This is a genomic window from Pseudoalteromonas sp. McH1-42 (genome assembly GCF_022347845.1).
In the GTDB taxonomy this organism is placed as follows: domain Bacteria; phylum Pseudomonadota; class Gammaproteobacteria; order Enterobacterales; family Alteromonadaceae; genus Pseudoalteromonas; species Pseudoalteromonas rubra_D.
The window spans coordinates 11,222-37,446 of record NZ_JAKRFU010000014.1 but is presented as its reverse complement, the minus strand read 5'-3'; the positions used below and the strand labels follow the sequence as shown (position 1 = coordinate 37,446).

Below are 26,225 nucleotides of genomic sequence, written 5' to 3'. Positions count from 1 at the left end.
GGATAGGTGGCTGTGGACTCAGGCGGTCAACCGGGTAAAGTCATAGTGTCCATCGTTTAACAAGGAAACCTGGATCTCACGATGACGCGGTAAAGCTTGCAAGGTAAATTGCTGTTCGGCCCAGCGCAGAATGGTAGGTACTGAGTCGTGTTGCAATTCGTCTGGAACAGGTAAGCCCAGAAAGCGCAGTGCGGCACACAAAGCAGGCTGCGGCCTGGTATTGTCGATAGCGGGTGCATGGTTTTGCTTGGACAATTTAAAGCCGGGCTGTGCCACTGCAAGCGAGACATGGGCATAGTCTGGTGCGTCGCCAATAAGCTGTGTGAACAAGCTGATCTGGCGTGCGGTGGGCTCCAACAGATCGGCACCGCGCACAATGCGGGTAATTTGCTGGTCAATGTCATCGACGACCACGACTAACTGGTAAGCAAACAGGTCGTCACGGCGTTTTACGATATAGTCTTCTTCAGCCAACGCCTTGCTCAGTTGCACCTCACCCTGAAGCAGATCGGTGAATGAATAAACGGGTTGAGTTTGAGTAAGTCGCAGCGCGTTACCTTCGGGCGAAAGCTGTCGAGCCCGGCAATGGTTATCATAAATGCCACCGCGTTGCTTGAGCGCTTTGCGGGTGCAGCTGCAAGGGTAGATCAGATCTGCGGCACTTAGCTGCGCCAGTACATCCTGATATAAGTCGTGGCGCTGGCTTTGATAAACCACTTCGCCATCCCAATGCAGACCATAGGCATCCAAAGTTCTGAGAATCTCATCGGCGGCACCTGCAACCACTCTGGGAGTGTCTATGTCTTCCATGCGAACCAACCACTGACCGTGATTGATTTTAGCATCAAGATAACTGGCAAGTGCGGCTATCAAAGAGCCGAAATGGAGTGCGCCGGAGGGAGAGGGAGCAAATCGACCTCGATAGCTCCCGGACAGATAATCGCTATTAAACTGGGGTAGCATAGCTAAGACGAACGTGAGTTAGCCCCGGCCTTGTTGTTTTTCTTTTATTTCAGCGATTGATTTACAGTCTACACATAGGTCCGCTGTTGGACGGGCCTCAAGGCGGCGAATACCAATTTCAATGCCACATGAGTCACAATAACCGAAATCGTCGTCTTCGATAAGTTGTAGTGTTTTTTCAATTTTCTTGATTAGCTTACGCTCACGGTCGCGAGTACGCAGTTCCAAAGAAAACTCTTCTTCCTGTGCTGCACGATCGACTGGATCAGGGAAGTTTGCTGCTTCATCTTGCATGTGGCTCTTAGTGCGGTCAACTTCGTTACGAAGATCGCTACGCCACGCTTCCAGTAATTTTTTGAAATGCGCACGCTGTGCGTCATTCATATATTCTTCACCCGGCTTTTCCTGATAAGGTTCTAAACCGGCTTGAGCCAACAACCCTAGTTTTTTCTGGTCTGGCATAGCATTCTCCTAAATCCTTAATAAACAACCCCAGCTAACGCCGGCGGCTATAGATAGCAAAATCTTTACCCCTTGGCAAACACTTTTTGCTTGTTAGACCACTCCCGGTTTGAAGGTATGATCGGAATCACAAAGTCGCGACGGACGGGGGTCACACTGACATTTGCAGCTATATGGAGGCAAATTTTCTACTTTCAAGCTTAATACTCATTATACTGCACTTTTTATGCCGTAAGATCACTGTTGTATATCATGCTAGTTTAGCGCTCAGCAAAGGGAAGTGCCTTGGTGAGTATGATTTCCTGGGTTGAGACTTCGGCCCGGTAGGCATAGATCTCCACCCCATGTGTCAGCGCTTCCTCAATCAGTGCGGCGTATTTGCTATCGATATGGGCAGCTGGTTTGACCTGATTGATACCGTTGTGCATGACAACAAACAGCAGCACGGCGCGCATGCCTTGCTGGCGAGTCTGGATCAGTTCGCGCAGATGTTTTTGGCCTCGGGTGGTCTGGGCATCCGGAAAATAGCCTTGCTCCTGTTCGAGTAGAGTGACAGATTTCACTTCTATGTAACAGTCAGGCTTGTCCTGATCCTGAAGTAAGATGTCGATGCGGCTATTCTCTGTGCCGTATTTCACTTCGCTGCGTTGTGTCCGGTAGCCTCTTAGTTCGGGAATGCGGTCCTGTTCAAGCGCTTCTATGGCAACCTTGTTGGCCACCGCTGTATTCACGCAGATCAGGTCACCATCTTGATTTTCGGTCAGTTCTAACGAGTGTGGATATTTGCGTTTCGGGTTGTCACTGGTTGAGTAGTAGGCACCAAAGCCGGGGTCAGCACACCCTGTCATTTTGCCTGTATTAGCGCAATGAACGGTGAACTCTTCTTGTGCATCGTTGCGCAAGTCAACCAAAAAGCGCTTATAGCGTTTTAGTAAGGTGGCTTTTGCCAGTGGGACGTGAAACTTCATAGATTAATCGCATTCATTTGGGGCATTTTGCCCGCTAGTGTACACTGCAAGTAACTAATAAGCGCAAGAGTGAAATCATATATGGCTGACAAATTTATTGTTCGACTGACGGATCAGGCCCCGGCTGCACACTGGGGTGGCAATGCGACTTTATCGTACGATCAGGAGGGCGCACTGGTGCACCTGAGCGAACACGAGACATTGAAGATCATTCAAAAAGCGGGTCGCAGCGTGGCACAGCAAGGGATCCTGGCAGTTGAGTTACAGGGTGATGCCTGGTGCACTGAATCTCAGTGGGCATTTTATCAGGGGTTTGTAAGCCCGAAGCAACTGGATGGTGTTACCTTCTGTGATAACGCACAGTCTGACCTCACTGAATTACAGGCACTGAAAACGGCTGCAACCTGGACCCGTCAGATGATCAATGGCACGGCTGAAGACATTTATCCGGAAAGCCTGGCAGGTAAAGCGGCTGAATTTATTCAGTCACTGGCCCCCGAGCATGTCAGCTATCAAATCATTAAAGGGAACGCCCTGCTTGAACATCAGTGGATCGGGATCCATGAAGTGGGCCGGGGCAGTGAGCGTCCTCCGGTATTACTGGAGCTGGACTTTAACCCAACAGGCGATGAAGACGCCCCGGTTGCGGCAGCGTTGGTGGGCAAAGGTATCACCTTTGATTCAGGCGGTTATTCCATTAAACCAAGCGAAGGCATGCTAACCATGAAATGCGACATGGGCGGCGCGGCGACGGTGACGGCAGGCCTGGCCATTGCTATTCAGCGTGGCATAGACAAACGCATCAAGCTGTTCTTATGCTGTGCGGAAAACTTAATTTCAGGTCATGCTTATAAGCTGGGAGATATCCTGACGTATAAAAACGGCACTACAGTTGAAATTGTGAACACGGATGCGGAAGGTCGTCTGGTACTGGCTGACGGTCTGATGGCCGCAGGCGAAACCGGTGCGCCATTGATTATTGACGCAGCCACCCTGACGGGCGCAGCCCTGGTTGCGGTTGGTCAGGAATACAATGCTCTGTTTGGCCTGGACAAAGAATTAGTGAGCGAAGTACAACAGTTTGCTCACGAAGAGTTTGAGGCGGCCTGGCCGTTGCCACTGGAAAAATGGCACCAGAACAACTGCCCGTCGGCGTACGCTGACACAGCGAACAGCCGTGCACAAAAAGGCGGTGGCTTCGGTGGTGCATCTAATGCAGCGGGCTTCTTGTCTCGCTTTGTGCCCAATGAAGGCCAGGGCTGGGTGCATATCGACCTGGCTGCATCGTTCCAGAACACTGCGGGATCGCAATGGGCATCGGGCGCAACAACGTTAGGCATGCGCACGGTAGCACGTACCCTGCAAGCTAAAGCCTGATAGGTCTGAAATGCAAAGAAAAAGCCCCAGCAGGGGCTTTTTTTATGACAATAAGGCGGCGGCCAGACGGACAAAGTCCGATGAGGTTAGAATACCTAACAATTTGCCATTGTCGTCTGTGACTGGCATGCAGCCATGACGGTTATCAACAAAAAACCGCACCACTTCCTGTAAGCTCTGCTGTGGCTGGACACTGGCAAAGTCGGTGGCCATCACTTCAGCAACTTGCTGTTGTTTTTCTTTGCGCTCCAATGCATTGGTGCCGTAGGTGGCAATGATCCCCATCACTTTGGCAATCATGATCTTCTGTGTCAGCATACCGACCAGCATGCCATGGTCATCTATGACTGGGATATGACGAATGTTCTTTTCACGCATCAGGTTATGGGCATCGTTGAGGGTATTAGTTTCACTAACCGCCAGTGGATCTGGCGTCATTAAATCGGCAACTGTGGTTAACATAGTACTTCCTTAAGCGAGCATGCTGTTTGAGTTAAGTCTAGCCGACACCAAGCATCAGTGAATGGTCCCAGATCAAATTTTTCTGCCAATGCACTCAATTAAGGCGCATTTATCCCGCTGAGGAAAGCCCTGCTTCGGTTTTCGTCGAGGCGCTTAGATTTGTACAGATGTCACAAGAATTTACCAATTTGTCTCCAGGCCGAATCTCAAAATAGGGCGCTTGAAACCCCTATGAATGGCCGCTTTGATCACGGAGGTGGGTGGTGTATTTATGCTGATTAGCCTTAGTCTGAGGTGAGTGGACTACGTTTTACCGCAGCCAGCTGGATGTACTTTTGTTCAACCAGGTGTGACAAAGGAACCAGTTCGATGCCCTCGTTTGCCAATTCGCTCAGTGCTTCGGCAAGAAAGAGTCGGGTTTGTGGGTAGGGGTGTGCAATGCCGATGGCATAGCCTTGCTGGCGAGCGAGTGATTTTAGTTCTTCAAATTGGCGACGCAGCGCATCTGGCTGTGTCTGGTTATCTAAAAAAACATGGCGGGCGACATTGGCAACACCATACAAATTGGCCACATTCTGGGCCTGACTCAGTTCAGTGGTGCGGCTGTCAAGAAAGTACAGCCCGCGCTTTTTGAGTAGCTCCATGGTCCACTTCATTGGCTCGACAGATTGGGTGAGCGCTGAGCCCATATGATTATTGACGCCTTTGACCTGAGGCAAGGTTGCCAGCGCATGGCCAAGCGTGGTTTGCAGCTGCCATTTGCGCATGTCCAGTGTCAGGCCACCTGGCCCAAGGGCTTTGTCTTCCAGCGCCTGCATCGGAATGTGCAACAGCAACTCGCGGCGCTTATGACTGGCCTGATAGGCAAAGCGCTGTGAAAACGGGGTGTGTGGTAAAATGGCGTAGCTCAATTGGCCGGGCAGATCCAGCAGTTCTAAGTCACGTTCGTGATATCCAATGTCGTCGATGACGATGGCAATCTGGTTGCCATAGCTTGGTGCTGCGCAGAGAGAAAGCACCAAAAAGCCTGTTATAAGTAAGCGCACTATCCTGAATTATTGTTGTAAATTATGGTTTTGTAATAGCTGTTCCGCTTCTTGCCAATGTTTATCTAGGTTGGCAACAAAGGTCAGTCTGACCTTTTTTTCACCAGCCATTATAGCGTCTTTGTCCAGTTCTAAAAGTACTTGTTTACTAAAAATTACGTCCGGTTGGATCCCGGTTCCTTCGATAGATTGGCCTGAGGGAGTGAAATAACGGGCTGTGGTTAGTTTCAGTGCCGTAGTACCATTACCTATGGGGATCAAAGACTGAACTGATCCTTTGCCGTACGAGCGGTTGCCCAGGATCAATGCCCGGCTATTATCTTGCAATGCGCCAGCCAGTATTTCGGCTGCTGAAGCGGATTGCTCATTGATCAGCACTAACATCGGGGCACCATTGAGTATATCGCCTTGAGCTGCAAAAAAACGTTGATTGGCATCATAAAAGCGTCCTCGGGTACTCACGATGGTGCCGCTTTGCAAAAACAAATCTGAGATGGCCACAGCACTATTGAGTGTGCCGCCGGGATTATCTCTCAAGTCGATGATCAGGCCCTTGAGTGGTTCCCCTAGGTGGCTATTGAGCATACTGATATGGCGGGCAATGTCGTGGTAACTGTGATTATTGAAGCTGCTCAGCAACACATAACCGATACCGCCGGGTAAAAGCTGGCTGGAGACACTACGCAGGGTGATCTCCTGGCGTCTGAGCGCCAATGTTACTTCAGTGTTGGCGCGCTCTACAGTGAGTTGTATAGTTGAAAATTGGGCTTCTCGCAGTAGCTTCGAAACTTCGGCAATGGATTTGCGCTTCACATCGTGGGTGTTGATGGCCAACAACTTGTCACCGCCCTCAATACCTGCGGCCTCTGCCGGAGAGCCTGGCAGCGTATCGACAATAACCACGCCATCTTCGACTTCTTCTACCTCAATACCCAGTCCGGTGTAACGGCCATTGGCTGCGCTGAATAAGGCTTCGAGTTCGTGTTCGTCAAGGAACTTAGAATAATCGTCAAGTTGGGTGAGTAATTCACTAAAGTTGTCTTTTTTGACATGGCTGAGTGGCAGATCTTCCACATAATAGGTGTGTATATGATAGAGAATTTCGTCGATTTGTTCGCTGGATAGTTGTTTGGCACTGAGTGGCAAACATAGCAAACTGAGCATCAGGCTGAATGCAAAAAGCCAATGCCAGAGGCGATTGTTATCAGGTTGAACACATGGAGTCATCATATGCTGCTCCTCACTGGGGGGCAGCATCGGTTAGTCAGTTAACTGGATCTGCACCATTTTACTGGATCAACAGCGCTTCCCTTATGCCGTATTTCGAAGTATAGACCAGGATCGGTTTGTCCGCCGCTTTGCCCCACCAGGGCGATGGGCTCGCCTGGCATGACCTGATCGCCAACGTCTTTAAGCAGGGTTTGGGCATGACCGTACAGGCTCATAAAGCCTTCCCCATGATCCAATACGATGACCCAGCCAAAACCGTTCAACCAATCGGCATAGACCACCTGACCCGGTGCAACACTATTAACCGGTGTGCCATTGCTGCCTCGGATCACGACGCCTTTCCAATTCATACCCACATGTTTACGCTGACCAAACCTGTGTTTCAGACGGCCATCGAGAGGCCAGGCAAGTTTGCCCTTTAACCTTTGTAATCCTTGCAGTTGCGCCACATATTGTTCGGGGCTACTGGCCTGCTCTGAGGCTAAGGTTTCGAGGGTGGAAATTAAGGTTTGCTCGTTTTCTTCAAGGTAGGCAATAGCCGCTTTTGCCTGACTGAGCTTGTCGTTAAGTTTATTCAGGTGGGTTTTGCGGGCGTTTTGCGCCAACATTAATTCGTCCCGACGGGCGGTTTGCTGATCCTGTAATGCAAGCAGCTGTTTCTTTTTACGCTCTAGTTGGGCACGGTTTTCTGCCAGTTTGGCAAACACCGATTTGAGGGCTTCGAGCTGCGCGATACGCGCCTGGTTAAAGTAATCGTAGTAGCTGATGGTGCGTTCTAACGCCGCGGCATGTTGCTGGTTTAGCAGCATTTTTGAGTAATCGTGACTGCCTGTGACATAAGCACTTTTGAGTTGTGCGGCGAGCAGCCGTTGTAAGCGCTTTTTTTGCAGCTCAAGCTGCTCAGCTTCGCGTTGTAGCGTATATTGCTGTTGTTTGTTTTCGCTGATCCCCTGCTCGGTGAATGCCAGTGCTTTGGCACTTTTGGCGATCTCCAGTTCAAAGGATTGCAGGGTGCTTTTGAGTGCACTAAAGCTGGCTTGTTGCTGTTGATAGGCGGCCTGACTCTTTTTGAGCTCAGCCTGCACCGCAGCCAGATCGGCTTTGGTGCGGGTTTCATTTGCCTGCCCGAGTATGGGCAGCAAACAGACCGAGAGTACAGCAAGCGTATGGCGCATAAATTACTTCAGCAGCATGACGGGAGACCCTGTCATTTCCTCTGGTTGTGCCATACCCAGCAGATGTAACATGGTCGGTGCCACATCGCTGAGGGTTTTGCCGGTTTGTGGTTGTGCGTCACGGCCAATATAGATGAATGGAACAGGCTCGCTGGTGTGCGCCGTGTGGGCCTGGCCCGTTTTGCTGTTGACCATTTGCTCGGCATTCCCGTGATCGGCTGTGATCAGTGCTTCACCACCAACTTCTTCCAGTGCAGCAACAACGCGGCCAATACAGGCATCGACGGCTTCACAAGCTTTCACGGCAGCGTCAAATACGCCGGAGTGACCGACCATGTCGCCATTCGGGTAGTTACAGATGATCACGTCGTGCTCGCCACTGTGAATGGCGTTAATGAGTGTGTCGGTCAGTAAGGCCGAGTTCATCTCAGGTTGTAAGTCATACGTAGCAACTTGTGGTGATGGGATCAGCTCGCGCTTTTCGCCTTCAAAGAGGTCTTCACGACCGCCACTGAAGAAGAAAGTCACGTGGGCATATTTTTCAGTTTCAGAAATGCGTAGCTGGGTCTTATTGTGTTTTGCTAACCATTCGCCCAATACATTGGTTAGCTTCTCCGGCGCAAAGGCGATAGGGGCATGAATGTCGGCAGCATACTCTGTCATCATCACAAAACCACTCAGTACCGGTGCTTTTTGTTTGTTGAAGCCATCAAAGTCGGCATCCACAAAAGCACGGCTCATTTGACGGGCACGGTCAGCACGGAAGTTGAGGAAGATCAGCGTATCGCCATCGTTGATGGTGGCTGCTTCCTGGTCTTCAGCGGCAATCACAGTGGCGTTAACGAATTCGTCGTTTTCATCGCGCTCATAAGCGGCGTTCAGAGCACTGACACCATTGGCAAAACGGTGTTCAGCCTGGCCACAGACCATCAGGTTGTAAGCGGCTTCAACACGCTCCCAGCGGTTATCGCGGTCCATAGCATAGTAACGACCGACAATTGAGGCCAGACGACCACAGCCCAGCTTGGTGAAGAGTGTTTCAATACGTTCAATTGAAGCCTGTGCACTGCGAGGAGGGGTATCACGGCCGTCTAAAAAGGCGTGGAAGTAAACCGCTTTGGCACCGCGCTTGGCTGCCAGCTCGATGGCAGCAACAATGTGATCTTCGTGACTGTGTACGCCGCCCGGGCTTAGTAGTCCCATCAGGTGGACCGCTTTACCGGCAGTAACTGCTTTGTCGATGTTATCGACCAGTGCAGGGTTATGCTCAAATTCGCCATCATCAATGGCTTTAGTAATGCGGGTAAAATCCTGATAAACGATACGGCCGGCACCGAGGTTGACGTGGCCGACTTCTGAGTTACCCATCTGACCGTCTGGTAATCCCACATCCAGGCCTGAACCAGAGATCAATGTACGCGGACGTGTTTGCCATAGTTCATCTAATACCGGCGTGTTGGCTGCCAAAATAGCATTACTCTCAGCATCTTCGCGGTATCCCCAGCCATCGAGGATCATTAATACCAGAGGTTTTTTCTTCACAGTCATTTGGGCTCCTGAAACGTGCACGAAATCTGGCCATAGGATACCCTGTTTTATATGATTATTCAGCCCTCTAAGCGTGATTTATCCTCAACCACTTTAAAATTCACATTAACCATTACGTGTGGGTGTACTATGCTTTGCTGCATGCCGTACAGGGGATTGGGCTTTGCCAGTGTACTCAGCGATTACGTCACAGATGTTTGTACCAACGCCCGTAAGAAAGTATACTCGCGAGCAATTTCATTTTCCCGGTTGGTAAAGACAATATGGAACAATACATCGAGTTTTTAGGCAGAAACCCCATTCTCAGCATCATCTGGCTGGTTTTAGCAGCTATGTTGGTCTCTAGCTGGTTGAAAGGCATGTTTTCTAAAATCCGTCAGATCAATCCGCAACAGCTTACTATTTTGGTGAACCGTCAGGAAGGTCAGGTGTTTGACATGCGTGCAGTGAAGGAGTTTAACGGTTCGCGCATCGCAGGCAGCGAACACATGAATGTGGAAAAAGCCAAACAAAATGATTTCGCAGGACTTGAAAAGTTCAAAACTAAGCCCATTATACTGGTGTGTAACACCGGCATGACCGCCTCTGGCATTGCCAGCAATATGTACAAAGCGGGCTTTGAGCAAGTATACGTTTTGTCGGGTGGTTTTGGTGCCTGGCAAACAGCCGGCCTGCCAACCGCCTCGGGTAAATAGGAGTAAATATGAGCCAAGTTGTTATTTATACAAAGGATTACTGTCCTTACTGTCATCGCGCTAAGGCGTTGCTGGATAGTAAAGGTGTCACATATACCGAGTACGATATCGGCGCGCAACCCGAGCTGCGTGAAGAGATGATCAGTAAAGCAAATGGCGGTCATACTGTGCCACAGATTTTCATCAAAGAGCAGCACATTGGTGGTTGTGACGACATGATGGCACTCGAAGCACAAGGTAAGCTGGACGCATTACTGAAATAATTTTTGGCATCCCGGGTACGACCCGTGGTGCTGCCCCACATTAAATAAAGACGAATAATTAGGAAGAACAATGACAGAGCAAAACAACGCAGCTGCTGCAGAAGAACAACAAGGTCCACAATTTAACATTCAGCGCATCTATACCAAAGACGTGTCTTTCGAAACACCTAACTCTCCGGCTATCTTCCAGAAAGAGTGGACACCTGAGGTAAAACTGGACATGGACACGCGTTCTGCCAAGCTGGACGAAGGTGTATATGAAGTTGTTCTGGCACTGACTGTGACTGCGTCATTGGGCGAAGAAACCGCATTCCTATGTGAAATCCAGCAAGCGGGTATTTTCTCTATCGGTGAACTGGAAGAGCTACAAATGGCACACATGCTTGGCGCATTCTGCCCGAACATCCTGTTCCCATATGCACGTGAAGCGGTATCTGGCCTAGTTAACCGTGGTACTTTCCCACAATTGAACCTGGCACCAGTTAACTTTGACGCGCTATTTGCTCAGTACATGCAGCAACGTGCCGCGCAAGAGCAAGCTGCTGACGCATAAGTGATGAATACAGCACATTCAGCTGTGACCGTATTAGGGGCGGGGTCGTATGGCACCGCCCTTGCTATTTGTTTTGCCCGCAACGGTCACCAGGTTACTCTTTGGGGACGTGACAGCACTGCCATCGCGCAGTTAGCCAGCTCGCGTCAGAATGCCCGTTATCTGCCAGACATTGATTTTCCGGCTTCATTGCAGCTGGAAGCCTCACTGACTAAGGCCGTCCAGGCTAGTCAGTTGGTCCTGGTGGTGGTGCCCAGCCATGCGTTCGCGCAAACTCTGGAGGCAATTAAGCCACACTTGTTACCTGGAACCAAAGTTGCCTGGGCAACCAAAGGACTGGAGCCAGATACTGGCCGGTTGCTGCAGGATGTAGCACTGGACGTCCTCGGTGAGCAGGTTCCGCTGGCGGTTTTGTCTGGGCCGACCTTTGCAAAAGAAATGGCCGCCGGCTTACCTACCGCAATTTCAGTGTCATCTCGTTGCGAAGCATTCAGAGGTGAACTGGCTAAGCTGCTGCATTGTGGTCGTTCGTTCCGGGTGTACAGCAATGACGACTTTATCGGTATCCAGTTAGGTGGCGCAGTGAAAAACGTCATCGCCATTGGTGCGGGTATGTCAGATGGTTTTGGCTTTGGTGCCAATGCCAGAACAGCCTTGATCACCCGTGGTCTGGCAGAGCTCTGCCGGCTAGGGTTGTCGCTGGGGGCACGTTCTGAAACCTTTATGGGGATGGCGGGACTGGGCGATTTGATCCTGACTTGTACTGACAACCAATCCCGTAACCGACGTTTTGGTCTGGCGCTGGGCCAGGGTAAAAACGTTGAAGAGGCCATGCAGAGTATTGGCCAGGTGGTTGAAGGGTATCGTAACACCAAAGAAGTGTACTTGCTGGCAAAGCGTACTGGCATTGAAATGCCTATCACGGAGCAAATCTATCAGGTGCTGTATCAACAAAAAGACGTCAAAGAAGCGGCCATGGCATTGCTTGGCAGAGAGCAAAAGTCCGAATAACCTGATGTCTGAAAATAAAAAACCGAGCCAGTGTGCTCGGTTTTTTATTGGTTCCAAATTATTAAGCGATCTGCTTTTCCGCCAGTGTCAGCTCCATGGTGGCCTTGAGCAGACGATAGAGGTTGATAGACGCATCGATCTCTTCTTTGCGGTTAGTCAGGCTTTCTATGTTCAGTCCCAGCGGAACATCCAGATGAGCACAACTACGCAGAATTGAATCCAAATTCTCACGACAAATGCGGATCGACTCACTCAGGGTGTTGTCTGCATCCAGCATGCGCCATTTGGTTGCTTCAGGCACTGAAATGCCCAGCCATTCCATAAATTGCAAGGTTTTCTCACCGCCGCACGGGGTGAAAGTCAGGATCAGCCGCTTAGGCGCAATGCCTTGCTGTTTACAGGTGCGGGCATAGCTGGTGATCAAGTCTATGGTGGCTTGTGCATCATAGACGGCCTGAGAAATAAAGAACTCGCAGCCCTGGGTGGTTTTTTCAATCAGTCGCTCGTGCTCATTGCGTTTTGATGCATGGCGCTCCGCAATAGTTACGCCACCGAGGAAAAAGTTTTCTTCGTGCTGGGCCAGCGCCTGATACGCCTCTGGCAGTGGTAGATTGATTTTACCTTGCGAAGACGGAGAGCCAACCAGCACTAAATTATTCAGGCCAAACTCTTGTTTGGTGGTGCTGAGCCACTGGTTAAATTCAGCGCTGTCACGTTGTGCGACACTTTTATAGGTGATCACGTCCAGTTTTGACAAAGACTTGACCAGGCGGCTGTATTCACAGGGATCAACCGTTTCTTTAAACGGAAAAGGACGGGGCACATTGGTGCGACTGCTTTCGTCCTGAATGTCGTAAATGATGACGCCGTCGTATTCAATTTCGTGCAGACGGTCGAGCAGCTTAGTGGCAATACGTTCAACTTTGTCTTGCTCCGTACCGGATTTGGGCGGAGTCGTACCAATCAAATATACCCCTTGGTTCGGGTCTAAGATTTTCTCTTGTAGTGATAACGCCATGATTTTGGCTCCGGCAAAAATTCAGTTTCTGGGATCTAATATAGCAGCCATTTAGACGTCTAGATAGATTTTTTTCTTGAAACAAATTCAATGCCCATGAATTTCTTTCATATGATTTTGCGACTTTGGAGCAAGCCATTGTTTTGCCGATAGCTTTGAACGGGCCAATGCAGTTCATATTTTTTTACATAAAATGAGCGCGTAAAGATGAATTCAAACGGGATTGCGGCATAATTGGGAACGATGTGCCTCACTCGAGCGAGGCCAAAAATAATAATCACTACAGATTTAAGGGAAGCATATGAAATTTAAACTACTGGCGACCAGCCTCGCGGTGTCACTGGCACTGACCGGGTGCGTAACCTCTCAGCAATCGACTGAGCAGACGTCAGGCCAAGTTCAGGCCCAGGCAAGTAACAAGGTGTTTGCGCAGGATTATGTTCTGGAAGAGCTGGATAATGGCCTGCGCGTCATGGTGGTGAAAACTGATTATCCAGATGTTGTCTCGTTACAGATCCCGGTATCTGTTGGTTCGCGCAACGAAGTTGAACCGGGCCGCACCGGATTTGCACACTTTTTTGAGCACATGATGTTTAAGGGCTCGGAGAAGTTCCCTCAAGATGTTTACGCTGACATTCTGAAAAACTCAGGCGTAGATAACCGCGCTTACACTACCAATGATTATACTAACTACCATCTGAATTTCTCTAAAGAGCACCTGGATAAGGTTTTAGAGATTAAAGCAGATATCTTCCAGAACCTGAGCTACAGCGAGTCTCAGTTCCGCACCGAAGCCTTAACGGTAAAGGGCGAATACCTGAAGAACAACGCCAGCCCAATTCGTAAGCTGTTAAGTGCTGTGCGTAAAGAGGCCTTTGATAAGCATACCTATAAACACACCACGATGGGCTTCTTCGAAGATATTGAAGCGATGCCCGATCAAATGGCGTACGGACAAGTTTTCTTTGAACGATTTTATAAGCCGGAATATGTCTCGATTGTGATTGTCGGCGACGTGGATCCGCAGGAAACCATGAAAATGGTTAAAAAACACTGGGGTGGCTGGCAGCGCGGTAATTACGTTGCTGATATTCCGGTTGAGCCAAAACAGCAGCAAGCCAGATACGTGCATGAGCACTATGAAGGTTTGCCGGGCCATTGGCTCTTGGTCTCATACAAAGGCACAGCGTGGGAGCCTCAGAAAAAAGATCGCGCGGCACTGGATCTGATCTCGCAACTGTATTTCTCTGAAAACTCCGAGCTGTATCAAGAGCTGGTAGTCGATAAGCAAATTGCCAGTCAGATGTTTACTTACAATGCCGAGACCAAAGATCCGGGTCTGCTGCATGTCTTTGTGAAGGTAAATGAAGAAAGTGACCTGGCCGTGGTGCGTGATGCCATCAACCGTACTTATGCGACTGCTCGCACTGAGCTGGTCGACAGCGACAAACTGGCAGCACTTAAATCTAACCTTAAATACAACTTTGCGAACGGGCTGGACTCATCACAGGCGATTGCCAGTATGCTGGCCGAGTACATGCATTTTGAGCGCGATCCGGAAGTGATCAACACGCTGTATGCGACCAGTGATTCAGTGAGCGCCGAAGATATTCGCGATGTGGCCAACCGTTATTTTGTCGACAGCGGTCGTACCACAGTGACCATGTCTGATCTGACTGAAGTGACAGGATTCGATAAAGAAGTTGAGCTTGATAACCTGGTTGCCCAACTCGGCCAGCCAAAACAGCAGCACTTCTCTGTACTGGACAACACCAATGCGTCACCGCTGGTGGATGTAAACTTGTTGTTCTACACCGGTGCAGCGGCTGATCCGAAAGGGAAAAAAGGCGTCGCAGCACTGACCGCAGCCATGATTGCTAATGGCGGTTCGCAGAGCAAGTCGTATAAAGAAATTCAAAAAGCACTCTATCCGATTGCGGGAAGTTTCGACTATCAGATCGACAAAGAAATGCTTTCTTTACGTGGTCGGGTGCACAAAGACAATGCGGCACAGTGGTATACGTTAGTCAGTGAGCAGTTACTCAACCCGGGTTTCCGTGAAGATGATTTCAAGCGTCTGAAAAAAGAGATGATTGACAACATCAAGGCGGGCCTCAAGGCATCTAACGATGAAGAACTGGGTAAAGAAGTGCTTTACCACAAGCTATATCAGGGTCACCCGTATGAGAGCTACAACCTGGGCGATTTATCGGATCTGGAAGCACTGACACTGGATGATGTAAAAGCCTTCTATCGCAGCGAGTTTACACAGGCCAAGCTGAATGTCGGCATCACAGGTGCGCTCGATGACAAGCTTAAAGCACGTATGCTGAGTGACCTGGCTCAACTGCCTAAAGGTGAGGCATCTCGCCTGACTATTCCGGATGCACCGGCACTGACTGGCCGTCACGCGACCATCATTGAAAAGAGCGCTAAATCAACAGCGGTCTCCTTTGGCTTCCCGATTGATACCATCCGCAGCAGCAAAGACTGGACTGCACTGTGGTTAGTACGCTCTTATTTTGGTGAGCACCGTAACTCGAATGCCTACCTGTTCCAGCGTATTCGACAGGTGCGAGGTATGAACTATGGTGATTATGCCTACATTGAGTATTTCCCGCGTGGCATGTTCCAGACTAAGCCGGATGCGAACTTGGGTCGCTCTGAGCAAATTTTCCAGGTATGGCTGCGACCGTTGCGCTCAAATAACGATGCACACTTTGCCACGCGTGTTGCGCAATATGAGCTGGATAAACTGATCAATGACGGTATGACTGAGGGTGACTTCCAGGCAACGCGCAACTTCCTGAGCAACTTTGTGCCTCAGATGGTCGCCAGTCAGGACCGTCAGCTGGGTTATGCGCTGGACAGCCAGTTCTATAACACTGATGAGTTTGTCAGTTATGTTCGCGACCAGCTGGCATCTTTGACAGTTGAAGATGTGAATCGGGTGATCCGTGAAAACCTGCAAAGTGACAATATCCACTATGTGTTTGTCACAGGCGATGCGGCTGATATGAAAGCGCGTTTGGCTAATCAGACAGAGTCGCCAATGCACTATAACGCAGAAAAACCGCAAACGCTTATCGATGAAGATAAACACATCGCCAACTACAAGCTGGCTATCCCAGCTGCGAACATCGACGTGATGAACGCAGAAGCGGTATTTAAGTAACACCAGAGTGGAGTCCCATCGGGACTCCTCGCTTGCTCAGGCGGATCTGCGATCCGCCTGTCTTTCATCCATCCCCAATTCGCTGTTTCGGGTTATAATTAATAACAAATTGATGCAAGAAGCATTTGACTATCACTGCTAATTTACGCATTTGCAGGGTAAGATAGAAAAAGGCCTTGGAATAATTGAAATAGTGCAGTTTATGAGACACGAGATCTGGCAAAAGCTTCGTCAGGAAGCAACCGAATTAGTAGACCGCGAGCCGCTGCTCGCCAGCCATGTTTACTCAAGTATTTTAAATCATGATTGTCTGGGCGCGGCATTGAGCTTTATTGTTGCTAACAAGCTGGCAGACGCCGTGGTATCGGCATTTACTATTCGTGAATTGTTTGATCAGGCCTTTGTGGATTGTGACCGTATGTTGACTCATGTGGCGCATGATATAAAAGCCGTTAAAGATCGTGACCCGGCTGCCGATAGTTACCTTAACGTTATTTCAAACCTTAAGGGCTTCCATGCAATACAAGCACACCGACTCGCACATTGCTTATGGCGACAAGACAGAAAAGAGCTCGCCCGTTTTGTCCAAAGTCGTTCATCCGAAGTATTTGGTGTTGATATCCATCCTGCTTGTAAAGTCGGCCATGGCATTATGTTTGACCATGCGACTGGTATAGTCATAGGTGAAACAGCTGTAATAGAAAACAACGTCTCAATCTTGCAGTCGGTCACCTTAGGGGGAACCGGTAACGAGCAAGGAGATCGTCACCCTAAAATACGCGCAGGCGTATTGATCGGCGCAGGGGCAAAAGTGCTGGGCAACATCGAAGTGGGCGAGGGCGCACGCATAGGGGCAGGTTCCGTGGTCCTAAAGGCTGTCGATCCACATACAACAGTGGTGGGTGTGCCTGCTAAGGTTGTGGGTAATCCGCCTTGTGCGTGTCCGGCCGAATCCATGGATCAGAACTTTCTTGATGAGGATTTGATTGCCCGTAACGAATCTCACACCAGCGCGATGCTCTAGCATCTGATTGACTTCAGGGTGGGGCAGATGGACAACCTAGGCCAAAAAATGTGCTGGATGCTACTCGGTGCAGCGATTGTTGCACCACTGACCTGGTGGGCTGCAACCCCTATCTCTGCTTCACTGACAGAATACGCAGAGCCCGACTCATCCCGGGCTCAACAGATATCCTCCTCTTTGCCTGATATGCTGTCTTCTAGAGAACTCCCCGACACTGCCCAAGAAAAGGCTGAACTCACCGCATTGAAGCAACAGGTTCAGCAGTTACAAGGGGAGCTGGCACAGGTTAAGGCACACGTCGACTCGGCGTCTGAGTCATCGACACAGCATCAGCAAGCCGCGTCGTCTGGCAACATCAATCGTCAACTGGCGGATATTTTTCGCACGGAATTACGTGACCCGGTGTGGGCCGATGAGCTTGAGTTACAGCTCGGTGATTTTCTCTATACCAGTGACTTAAGTACGTATTTCGCATACGCCAGCTACGGTTGTAAGCGCCATGTGTGTCAATTGAGTTTTGTACCGCGCAGCCAGGACGTAGATGCCATGCAATGGCAGCGCCTTAACGACAGCCTCTTTAACAGCACGTGGATAACACACTTTAAGGTCAGTTCGGCGCAGCAAACGGCGCAAGGGATGCAAGTGCATTTGAGCACAAAGAGCATCCGTCAATTGAACACAGAGTATTAATCGTTCTCTTTGTTGTCATTGTGAGGGTGAAGCTTTAGCACTTGTGTTTGTACGCGACCATCATGCAACTCCGTCATCAGCACGTCACCAACGGCCACATCCTGGGTCGATTTGACGACTTGCTCACCTGATTTGGTAATGCTGTAGCCACGTGACAATACAGCCAATGGGCTGACGCTGTCGAGTCTGGCTGCCAGCAAAGCGAGTTGCTGCTGATGTTGCTGTTGCGATGTTTGCATCGCACGTGTGAGCTTGTCTTTCAATCCATCAAGGTGTTGGCTGGCATAACGCAGCTTTTGTTGTGGGTGGAATTGTTGTAAGCGGTGTTGTGCCAGTGAAACCCGGCTTTGTGCACGGTGCTGCTGGTGGCTAATTGCTCGGTGCAGACGACCACTCAATTCATCTACTTTTTGTGCCTGTTGCATCAGCTGAGTTTGCGGGTGTTGTAGCAACAGGCGCTGATGTGTATTGTGCAATTGCTGCGCTTGCTGAGCCAGGTAACGCTGCATCGCACCTTCAAGGCGCTGTTTTTGTTGACGTACTTGAGCCAGAATTTCTGCCCCATCAGGGCTGACCAGTTCTGCGGCAGCGGAAGGGGTGGGGGCACGCAGATCGGCCACATAATCACTGATGGTGGTGTCGATTTCATGACCGACGGCACTGATCACCGGCAGCTCGCTGGTAAATACTGCTCTGGCAACCGTTTCTTCATTAAAGCACCAGAGATCTTCGAGCGAACCACCACCACGGCCGACGATCAATACATCCACTTCATTGCGGCGATTGGCGAGGGCGATTTGTGCGGCAATTTGCAGGTGGGCCTCCTGACCCTGCACTTGAGTCGGATAGAGCACCACTTCCAGCTGAGGGGCACGACGTTTCAGAACTGACAAAATGTCTCTGACTGCGGCCCCGGTTGGAGAGGTCACAACGCCCACCCGGTTTATGCGTGCAGGCAATGGTTGCTTATGCTGGCTGCTGAACAAGCCTTCACCCGCCAGGCGTAGTTTGAGAGCATCGAACTGTTGCTTTAACAAGCCTTCGCCTGCCGGTGCCATGTGTTCAACGATGAGCTGATAGTCACCGCGGGGTTCATACACGGAGACGCGAGCCTGAACCAATACCTGCTCACCGTTTTGTGGTCGGTAGCGGCAGTAGCGGTTGTTGCCGCGCCACATGGCGGCTTTTACCTGCGCTTTGTCATCTTTTAAAGAGAAATACCAATGCCCGGATGCTGGCGCAACAAAGTTAGAGATCTCGCCAGTCAGCTGTAAAGAAGCGAACCCCTGCTCCAGCAAACTGCGGATCTCACGATTCAGGCGTGAGACCGAATAAACTTTTTCTTGTTGTGGCAATGACATACTCAGCTCCATAAAAAATTCACGCACACTCTAACATATTTTTGCTAAATTTTATTTACTCGCATAAGGAACGCTGATAAAATGCGCACGCAATTCCTTATACTCAGTTTCACTTGAGAGATGCCGCACACATGCTAAGAATTGCAAAAGAAGCCCTTACCTTTGACGACGTACTTTTAGTACCAGCTCATTCGACTGTTCTACCACACACTGCGAACTTAAAAACACGCCTGACTCGTGGTATTGAACTTAATTTGCCATTAGTTTCTGCCTCTATGGACACAGTAACTGAAGCACGCCTTGCAATTGCTCTTGCACAGGAAGGTGGTATCGGATTCATCCATAAGAACATGACCATTGAAGAACAAGCGCGCAATGTACGTAAAGTAAAAGCGTACGAAGCGGGGATTGTTTCTTTCCCTGTGACTGTGACCGCAGACAAAACCATTGCTGATACAATGGCACTGGCTGAAGAAAACGGTTTTTCAGGCTTCCCTGTGGTAGGTGAGAACAACCTGCTGGAAGGCATTATCACCAGCCGTGACATGCGTTTCGAGACCAAATTAGATCAACCTGTTTCATCTGTGATGACACAAAAAGCGGATCTGGTAACGGTAAAAGAAGGCGCCTCACGTGAAGAGATCCTGGGCCTGATGCACGAGCACCGCATCGAAAAAATCTTAGTCGTTGATGATGCTTTCAAACTGAAAGGCATGATCACGGTTAAGGATTACCAAAAAGCGCAAGAAAAGCCAAATGCCTGTAAAGACGAGCAAGGCCGCCTTCGCGTAGGTGCTGCTGTGGGCGTAGGCGCAGGTACCGACGAGCGTATTGAAGCTTTGGTTGCTGCGGGTGTGGATGTACTACTTATCGATACTTCACATGGCCATTCTCAGGGGGTTATCGATCGTGTTAAGGCAACCCGTGAAGCGTATCCGGATCTGCAAATTGTAGCGGGTAACGTAGCAACAGCTGACGGCGCAATCGCATTGGCTGACGCTGGTGTAGATGCCGTTAAAGTGGGCATTGGTCCAGGTTCAATCTGTACTACACGTATTGTAACTGGGTGTGGTGTTCCTCAAATCACAGCAATTTCAGATGCTGTTGATGGTCTGAAAGGGCGTGACATTCCGGTTATCGCTGATGGTGGTATTCGCTTCTCAGGTGACATTGTTAAAGCACTGGTTGCTGGTGCATCGTGTGTCATGGTGGGATCAATGCTGGCCGGTACTGAAGAAGCACCGGGTGAAGTTGAACTGTATCAGGGCCGTTACTACAAGTCATACCGTGGTATGGGGTCACTGGGCGCGATGAACCAAAAAGAAGGCTCATCAGACCGTTACTTCCAGAAGAGCAACTCAGCTGAAAAACTGGTACCAGAAGGCATTGAAGGCCGTGTGGCTTACAAAGGCCCAATCGCCACCATTATTCATCAGCAAGTGGGCGGGATCCGCAGTGCCATGGGCCTGACAGGATGTGCCACTATTTTGGAACTGAACACTAAACCGCAGTTTGTCCGCGTGACTTCGGCGGGTATGGGTGAGTCGCACGTTCACGACGTACAGATCACCAAAGAGGCTCCAAACTACCGCATGGGCTAATCCCGGCGGACTAAAAGTGGGCTGGCGGTTGCCGGCCCTTCTTAATTTTAGTGTCTGCCTTTATCTGGCGGATACAAATAATCAAATACAATGCGTTGGGCAGGCAAACTTGCCCGGCCATTTAGGTAAAGTATTTTTCTTATGCTTTACTAGTTTTATCGCTTCCTAACAAACGAGATTATCAATGAGCAAAGACATCCATGATTCCCGTATTTTGATCTTAGATTTTGGTTCTCAATACACTCAATTGATCGCCCGCCGCATCCGTGAGATCGGCGTTTACTGTGAGCTATGGGCCTGGGATGTAACCGAGGAGCAGATCCGCGAATTTAATCCGCAGGGGATTATTCTGTCAGGTGGTCCGGAGTCAACGACTTTAGAAGGCAGCCCACGCGCTCCAGAATATGTGTTCAACGCAGGTGTGCCTGTGCTTGGGATCTGTTACGGCATGCAAACCATGGCGTCACAGCTGGGTGGTAAGGTACACAGCTCAGATAAGAAAGAGTTTGGTTACGCGAAAGTTGAAAAAGTCGGTAACTGTGCCTTGTTCGAAGCGATTGAAGATCACATCGAAGACGGTATTGGTAAACTGGACGTATGGATGAGCCATGGTGACAAAGTCATCGAGATCCCTGAGCAGTTCATTACTTCTGCAAAAACAGATACATGCCCGCACGCTGCTATGTCTTGGGAAGAAAAGCGTTTCTATGGTGTGCAGTTCCACCCGGAAGTAACACACACGCAACAGGGTCTGCGCCTGCTTGAGCGTTTTGCAACGGATATCTGTGGCTGTGAAAAGCTGTGGACGCCGAGCCAGATTATTGAAGATGCGGTTGCTCGTATCAAAGAGCAAGTGGGTGACGATGAAGTGATCCTGGGTCTGTCAGGGGGTGTTGATTCATCTGTGGTGGCCATGCTGATCAACCGCGCGATTGGCGATAAGCTGACATGTGTATTCGTTGATAATGGCCTGCTACGTTTGAATGAAGGCCAGCAGGTAATGGACATGTTCGGTGATAAATTTGGTCTGAACATCGTTAAGGTGGATGCTGAAGATCGTTTCCTGGATGCACTGAAAGGCATTGATGATCCGGAAGACAAGCGTAAGGCGATTGGCCATACTTTCATTGAAGTATTCGACGAAGAAGCCGGCAAACGTGTTAACGCAAAATGGCTGGCACAGGGCACCATCTACCCGGACGTGATCGAATCTGCGGCATCAGCCACAGGTAAAGCACATGTGATTAAGTCTCACCACAATGTAGGTGGCTTGCCGGAAGACATGGAGCTGGGCCTGGTGGAGCCGCTACGTGAGCTGTTTAAAGATGAAGTACGTAAGATTGGCCTGGAGCTGGGCTTGCCGTATGACATGCTATATCGCCACCCGTTCCCGGGTCCAGGTCTGGGTGTACGTGTACTGGGCGAGATCAAGAAAGAATACTGCGACCTGCTACGTCGTGCTGATGCTATCTTCATTGAAGAGTTGCATAAAGCTGACCTGTACCACAAAGTGTCTCAGGCTTTCACTGTGTTCCTTCCGGTGCGCTCAGTGGGCGTAATGGGAGATGCGCGTAAGTACGATTGGGTTGTCTCACTGCGTTGTGTAGAAACCATCGACTTTATGACGGCGCGTTGGTCACACCTGCCGTATGAGTTCCTGGGTCAGGTGTCAAACCGTATCATCAACGAGATCGACGGTATTTCTCGCGTAGTTTATGATATCTCAGGTAAACCACCTGCGACGATTGAGTGGGAATAAACATCAGTTATATCAGCTGAATTAGGTTAATAAAAGGGCGGAACGGGTAACCATCTGCCCTTTTTGATGATAAAAACAGCAAACAATCAGAAAGTTGATTTTTTTTCTTTACCTTTTCAATTAGCTCATTATAATGCGTCGACATTGCAGGGGCGTAGTTCCAATTGGTAGAACAGCGGTCTCCAAAACCGATGGTTGCGGGTTCGAGTCCTGCCGCCCCTGCCACTTCCTTCTTTATTTCTTAGTAATTCCCGTATTTAACACAATTCAGATTGCAGTCGTTGCACGCATATTCTAGAATCCTCAGCATTTAATTTTTCCGGTGTTTTTGCATGCATGCAACTCAAGCTCAGTTACTTGGTGTTATGCCACTTAAACTCAAATCTGCTTTTGATCCTAACCCACAGCCTGGTGCGTCTGTGTCTCAGCCAGCGGAACAAGCTGATGTTGCCGTGACGCTAAGTGCGCAGTTGCAACAGGATATCTGTGCAGCGGCCAATGCCAGCGAACTCACTGTCGTTGCAGGCGATACCATCAGCTGGACGTGTCACGCACAGCAGGCTCACTTGGTTATACCGGAGATGCAGCTGAGTGCGACGCAAAAGCGGGCATTGTGGCAGCAGATCTGGAGTGGGCAATCATGACCATTTCTATCAGGCCTGATCATCTCGCTGCCCTGCCATTGCAACAGGTTATGGATATTGAGCAGGCCTGTCATACACACCCTTGGACCAGCAAGACCATGCAGTCATGTTTGAACGGTCGTTACTTCAATGCCGCCTTGTATCAGGGTGAGCAACTGGTTGGCTTTTATGTGGGTGAGCGGGCTGGTCCGGATTTCACCTTGATGGACATCTGTATCACGCCTGCTTGTCAGGGGCAGGGCCTCGCCAGTCAGTTGTTGGCACATTTCATGTCACGCTGTGAGCAAGACCGCGCCGAAAATATCTTTTTGGAAGTGCGCGTCGGCAATGAAGCAGCCATTGGCCTATATCACAAGGCTGGATTTACGGAGATGGGCGTGCGTAAAAACTACTATCCTAGCGCGGATGGTAAAGAGGATGCGTTGTTGATGGGGAAAGTGCTGTTTGACCCTGAGCTCATGGGCCACTGAGTTCATTAACCCTATGCGTGCAAAACTGACTCGTCAGAGTCAGGCGTGTTCCTGTTCCAACGTATACCTGATAGCCTGTGTAAGCGTCAGCATGGCATATTCCCACTTGGTTGGGTTGTCTTCGCGCAGGCTGGTTTCCAAATCGCCGGCGGCACTGTGGATGTTGGTAAAGCCAAAGCACCCGGCGCTGCCTTTGAGACTGTGCGCCAAGGCTCTGAGTGATTCCCATTCCTGATCCCCAAATAGCTGTTCCAGTTGAATGAGTTGGTCGGGCAGTTTTTCGACGTAGTTGCGACTGATCTGTAAGTACTTTTCACTTTTTAAAAGTGAATTCCACTGGGAGTTTTTATCCTCTTCCAGCTGTAAGTAGTTAAGCAGGACAGCACCGAGCTTTTCACGGTCAATGGGTTTGGCGAGTGTTGCATCACACCCGGCTGCCAGGTAGGTATCAATGTCATGTTTCATAACATTGGCTGTCAGTGCAATGATAGGGCCATCATACGCGGCATGGCGTAGCATTTCAGTGGCTTCCAGACCGCCCATGACTGGCATTTGCATGTCCATCAGGATCAAATCGTAATCGTTAACCAGTGCCATCTCCACGGCTTGTGCGCCATTGCTGGCAATATCTGGTTTAAGCCCCCAGGCACCGAGGAGTAAGGTAAGCAGCTCCTGGTTATCCGGGTTATCCTCGGCAAGCAGAATTTCGGCTTCCAGCTGAGTTTGGTCCAGTTGCTGGGCTGATACCACATGATCGTGTGCCAGCTGGTCTTCTTCCTCAATCCAGGCAAAATCTTGCGTCGGGTGATTGGCCGCAACGCTAATAATAAAGCAACTGCCGACCCCCTGAGCACTTTCTACACTGACATCTCCGCCTAACAGCTGCGCCAGATTTTTTGAGATACACAACCCCAGGCCTGTGCCACCGAATCGTCGGGTGGTGGTGGAATCAGCTTGCTCAAAGGGTTTAAATACACGGGACATCTCGCCTTGTGACATCCCGATGCCACTGTCTTTGACTTCAAATTCAAATCGGGCTGTGTCTGAACGATAACGGGCACTGATCTGGATACTGCCTGTTTCAGTAAACTTAACCGCATTCGTTGCGATGTTAAGCAGGATCTGTTTGAGGCGGGTTTCATCACTGAAGAGCTGCTGAGGCAGGGGTAGGGCATAGTGTACGGTGAATTCCAGCTGCTTTTGCTCTGCCATAGGAGCAATAATAGACTCCACATCCTTCAGCAAATGAAGCAATTCAATGGGGTCTTGTTCAACAGCTAATTTCTCGGCCTCAATCTTAGACAAGTCCAGAATGTTATTGATTAATTCCAGTAAGTGCCTGGAATTGCGCAAAATGGTATCCAGGTGTAGCGCAGAGTTAGTGGCATTTGGATAATGGAGTATCTGTTCGGTAAAGCCCATAATGGCAGTCAGCGGTGTGCGGATCTCGTGACTCATATTGGCCAGGAAACGGCTTTTTAGCTGGCTGGCCTGTTCGGCTTCGGCAATCGCGACCTCTAACTGTCGGTTCATTTCTTCCAGTGCCCGGGTACGGTTTTCTACTTTTTCTTCCAGGTGCAGTTTGTAGTCTTCCAGCTCCCCCTGGAAATCCCGGATCTGTTTGATCATATGGTTAAAGTCATCAAACAAAATGCCAACTTCGTCATCGTCATGGGCGGGTAGCGCAACCGATAAATCGCCATCCCCGACGCGATGGCTGGCTTCCCCGAGCAGCTCAATAGGAGTCAGGAGCAAGTTTCTCACCACAATAAAGATCAAAATGGGAAGTGTAATGACCGACAGGATAACAATCAGGGCGGTGGTCAGGCTGATCGCTTTGCCTGACTGATATAAAATTGTTTTAGGAATGGTTGAGATATAATAGTAACCGCCACTGAGCTGCGCGCTATAGGTCATGCGCCTTAGGTTATCAATGGATGGTAGCACCAGAGAGTCCAGTTTACCTTTATCTGCCAGACCATTGATGTGTGCCATTTCCTCGGCGCTCAGAAAGCTTTGATTAAAATGACTGTCGGAGCTAAATAAGACTTCGCCTGAAGCTGACACCAACAGGTTCAGTGTATTGTCATAGGGGGCTTCCAGAATACTACTGCTGATGATTGACGGCGCGACCTGAACAATAATGTAGCCTTCGCGTTGAGGCCGGTTTAGATTGAAATCTACCCCATAAATCTGCTGCACAAAATACAGTTGTGTACCGCCATTATGCGATGCTTGCATAAACTGTTGCTGACGTAAGTTACTTTGCCGGACCTGGGCAAAAAAGGGATAGGACTGAGGTGCCCGGTTCAGGTTACTGGCATAAAAGGCATGACTCTGGCCGTGCTCATTGACCAGATTGATGCTAATGATATCGGGATAGGCTTCGCTGTAACTGGCGAACACATCCATGAGTGCACCCAGACGTTGTGTTTTTTCCTGAGCTTCTTTTTCTGGCAGGCTTAAAAAATCACTGAGCACCGGAGAGGTCGACAACAATTTAGTGGTGGATTGATAGATTTCCATGTAGTTGAACATTTTTTGTTGTTGTTGTTCAACAAAGCGACTGACAATGAGTTTTGCCTGCTTTTGGGTAGAGCTGGTGACGTTGGTCAGCGTAAAGCCGCCGAGCAGTAGCAGCGGCAATATCACCAAAGGAGTGATATACCATAATAGCCTGATACTCAGCTTACTTGTTTTCATCCGTGTATAATTCCATCTATCAACTTG

General features: G+C 49.7%; 23 protein-coding genes and 1 tRNA gene. 13 read left to right on the top strand and 11 right to left on the bottom strand.

Features of this window, described 5'->3' with window-relative positions; translation table 11 throughout:
* Nucleotides 1-18: 18 nt before the first annotated feature.
* The 3 genes from gluQRS to sfsA form a co-directional block, all read right to left on the bottom strand.
* Nucleotides 19-963: a tRNA glutamyl-Q(34) synthetase GluQRS gene (gene gluQRS, locus MHN31_RS14040; protein ID WP_239444537.1), complete on the bottom strand. Its 945-nt coding sequence runs from the start codon at nucleotides 961-963 to the stop codon at nucleotides 19-21.
* Nucleotides 964-981: 18 nt separating this feature from the next.
* A complete protein-coding gene (gene dksA, locus MHN31_RS14035) occupies nucleotides 982-1,425 on the bottom strand; it encodes an RNA polymerase-binding protein DksA (RefSeq protein WP_010383453.1) in 444 nt (147 codons plus the stop codon).
* A 260-nt stretch (nucleotides 1,426-1,685) separates the two neighbouring features.
* Nucleotides 1,686-2,393, bottom strand: coding sequence for a DNA/RNA nuclease SfsA (gene sfsA, locus MHN31_RS14030; RefSeq protein ID WP_239444536.1), 708 nt, complete (start codon nucleotides 2,391-2,393; stop codon nucleotides 1,686-1,688).
* A gap of 81 nt (nucleotides 2,394-2,474) precedes the next feature.
* Between sfsA and pepB the strand changes: the two genes are divergently transcribed.
* On the top strand, nucleotides 2,475-3,770 hold the full coding sequence (pepB, locus tag MHN31_RS14025) for an aminopeptidase PepB (protein WP_125559129.1): 1,296 nt from the start codon (nucleotides 2,475-2,477) through the stop codon (nucleotides 3,768-3,770).
* Between the two features lie 42 nt (nucleotides 3,771-3,812).
* On the opposite strand, the gene MHN31_RS14020 is transcribed toward pepB, so the two are convergent.
* The 5 genes from MHN31_RS14020 to gpmM form a co-directional block, all read right to left on the bottom strand.
* Nucleotides 3,813-4,232, bottom strand: coding sequence for a CBS domain-containing protein (locus MHN31_RS14020; protein ID WP_194868490.1), 420 nt, complete (start codon nucleotides 4,230-4,232; stop codon nucleotides 3,813-3,815).
* Nucleotides 4,233-4,516: 284 nt separating this feature from the next.
* A complete protein-coding gene (locus MHN31_RS14015) occupies nucleotides 4,517-5,266 on the bottom strand; it encodes a divergent polysaccharide deacetylase family protein (protein WP_239444565.1) in 750 nt (249 codons plus the stop codon).
* A gap of 21 nt (nucleotides 5,267-5,287) precedes the next feature.
* The gene (locus MHN31_RS14010; RefSeq protein ID WP_125559130.1) at nucleotides 5,288-6,508 is read right to left on the bottom strand and encodes a S41 family peptidase; all 1,221 of its coding nucleotides are present in this window, start codon (nucleotides 6,506-6,508) and stop codon (nucleotides 5,288-5,290) included.
* Between the two features lie 38 nt (nucleotides 6,509-6,546).
* Entirely contained in the window at nucleotides 6,547-7,683 is a 1,137-nt protein-coding gene (locus MHN31_RS14005) for a peptidoglycan DD-metalloendopeptidase family protein (protein WP_125559132.1), read from the bottom strand.
* A 3-nt stretch (nucleotides 7,684-7,686) separates the two neighbouring features.
* Nucleotides 7,687-9,231: a 2,3-bisphosphoglycerate-independent phosphoglycerate mutase gene (gene gpmM / locus MHN31_RS14000; RefSeq protein ID WP_239444535.1), complete on the bottom strand. Its 1,545-nt coding sequence runs from the start codon at nucleotides 9,229-9,231 to the stop codon at nucleotides 7,687-7,689.
* 263 nt (nucleotides 9,232-9,494) lie between these two features.
* On the opposite strand from gpmM, the gene MHN31_RS13995 reads away from it, so the two are divergent.
* From MHN31_RS13995 to gpsA, 4 genes are all read left to right on the top strand, one after another.
* A complete protein-coding gene (locus MHN31_RS13995) occupies nucleotides 9,495-9,926 on the top strand; it encodes a rhodanese-like domain-containing protein (RefSeq protein WP_010383442.1) in 432 nt (143 codons plus the stop codon).
* Between the two features lie 8 nt (nucleotides 9,927-9,934).
* Nucleotides 9,935-10,189, top strand: a complete 255-nt coding sequence (gene grxC, locus MHN31_RS13990) for a glutaredoxin 3 (protein WP_010383441.1) — start codon at nucleotides 9,935-9,937, stop codon at nucleotides 10,187-10,189.
* 70 nt (nucleotides 10,190-10,259) lie between these two features.
* Entirely contained in the window at nucleotides 10,260-10,742 is a 483-nt protein-coding gene (gene secB / locus MHN31_RS13985; RefSeq protein ID WP_010383440.1) for a protein-export chaperone SecB, read from the top strand.
* Nucleotides 10,743-10,745: 3 nt separating this feature from the next.
* Entirely contained in the window at nucleotides 10,746-11,753 is a 1,008-nt protein-coding gene (gene gpsA, locus MHN31_RS13980) for an NAD(P)H-dependent glycerol-3-phosphate dehydrogenase (RefSeq protein ID WP_010383439.1), read from the top strand.
* Nucleotides 11,754-11,814: 61 nt separating this feature from the next.
* Here gpsA and MHN31_RS13975 read toward each other — a convergent pair whose 3' ends face one another.
* On the bottom strand, nucleotides 11,815-12,771 hold the full coding sequence (locus tag MHN31_RS13975) for a methylenetetrahydrofolate reductase (protein WP_125559138.1): 957 nt from the start codon (nucleotides 12,769-12,771) through the stop codon (nucleotides 11,815-11,817).
* A 301-nt stretch (nucleotides 12,772-13,072) separates the two neighbouring features.
* On the opposite strand from MHN31_RS13975, the gene MHN31_RS13970 reads away from it, so the two are divergent.
* From MHN31_RS13970 to MHN31_RS13960, 3 genes are all read left to right on the top strand, one after another.
* On the top strand, nucleotides 13,073-15,946 hold the full coding sequence (locus tag MHN31_RS13970; protein WP_239444534.1) for a M16 family metallopeptidase: 2,874 nt from the start codon (nucleotides 13,073-13,075) through the stop codon (nucleotides 15,944-15,946).
* A 202-nt stretch (nucleotides 15,947-16,148) separates the two neighbouring features.
* Nucleotides 16,149-16,970, top strand: coding sequence for a serine O-acetyltransferase (gene cysE, locus MHN31_RS13965; protein ID WP_021032726.1), 822 nt, complete (start codon nucleotides 16,149-16,151; stop codon nucleotides 16,968-16,970).
* A gap of 27 nt (nucleotides 16,971-16,997) precedes the next feature.
* Nucleotides 16,998-17,660 carry a hypothetical protein gene (locus tag MHN31_RS13960; protein WP_239444533.1) on the top strand — a complete coding sequence of 221 codons (663 nt, stop codon included), beginning with the start codon at nucleotides 16,998-17,000 and terminating at the stop codon, nucleotides 17,658-17,660.
* On the opposite strand, the gene xseA is transcribed toward MHN31_RS13960, so the two are convergent.
* Nucleotides 17,657-19,021 carry an exodeoxyribonuclease VII large subunit gene (xseA, locus tag MHN31_RS13955; RefSeq protein WP_194868487.1) on the bottom strand — a complete coding sequence of 455 codons (1,365 nt, stop codon included), beginning with the start codon at nucleotides 19,019-19,021 and terminating at the stop codon, nucleotides 17,657-17,659. The two genes, MHN31_RS13960 and xseA, sit on opposite strands and share 4 nt — an antisense overlap.
* Nucleotides 19,022-19,152: 131 nt before the next feature.
* Between xseA and guaB the strand changes: the two genes are divergently transcribed.
* From guaB to rimI, 5 genes are all read left to right on the top strand, one after another.
* Nucleotides 19,153-20,622: an IMP dehydrogenase gene (gene guaB, locus MHN31_RS13950; protein WP_239444532.1), complete on the top strand. Its 1,470-nt coding sequence runs from the start codon at nucleotides 19,153-19,155 to the stop codon at nucleotides 20,620-20,622.
* 184 nt (nucleotides 20,623-20,806) lie between these two features.
* Entirely contained in the window at nucleotides 20,807-22,381 is a 1,575-nt protein-coding gene (gene guaA, locus MHN31_RS13945; RefSeq protein WP_010383432.1) for a glutamine-hydrolyzing GMP synthase, read from the top strand.
* Nucleotides 22,382-22,529: 148 nt separating this feature from the next.
* A tRNA-Trp gene (locus MHN31_RS13940) sits at nucleotides 22,530-22,606 on the top strand.
* A 107-nt stretch (nucleotides 22,607-22,713) separates the two neighbouring features.
* On the top strand, nucleotides 22,714-23,025 hold the full coding sequence (locus tag MHN31_RS13935; RefSeq protein WP_239444531.1) for a hypothetical protein: 312 nt from the start codon (nucleotides 22,714-22,716) through the stop codon (nucleotides 23,023-23,025).
* Complete coding sequence (gene rimI / locus MHN31_RS13930) at nucleotides 23,022-23,495, top strand: ribosomal protein S18-alanine N-acetyltransferase (protein WP_239444564.1); 474 nt, start codon at nucleotides 23,022-23,024, stop codon at nucleotides 23,493-23,495. Before MHN31_RS13935 ends, rimI begins: the two co-directional genes overlap by 4 nt.
* A gap of 39 nt (nucleotides 23,496-23,534) precedes the next feature.
* On the opposite strand, the gene MHN31_RS13925 is transcribed toward rimI, so the two are convergent.
* Nucleotides 23,535-26,198 (bottom strand): ATP-binding protein, encoded by a 2,664-nt coding sequence (locus tag MHN31_RS13925; protein WP_239444530.1) that lies wholly within the window; start codon nucleotides 26,196-26,198, stop codon nucleotides 23,535-23,537.
* Nucleotides 26,199-26,225 lie beyond the last annotated feature (27 nt).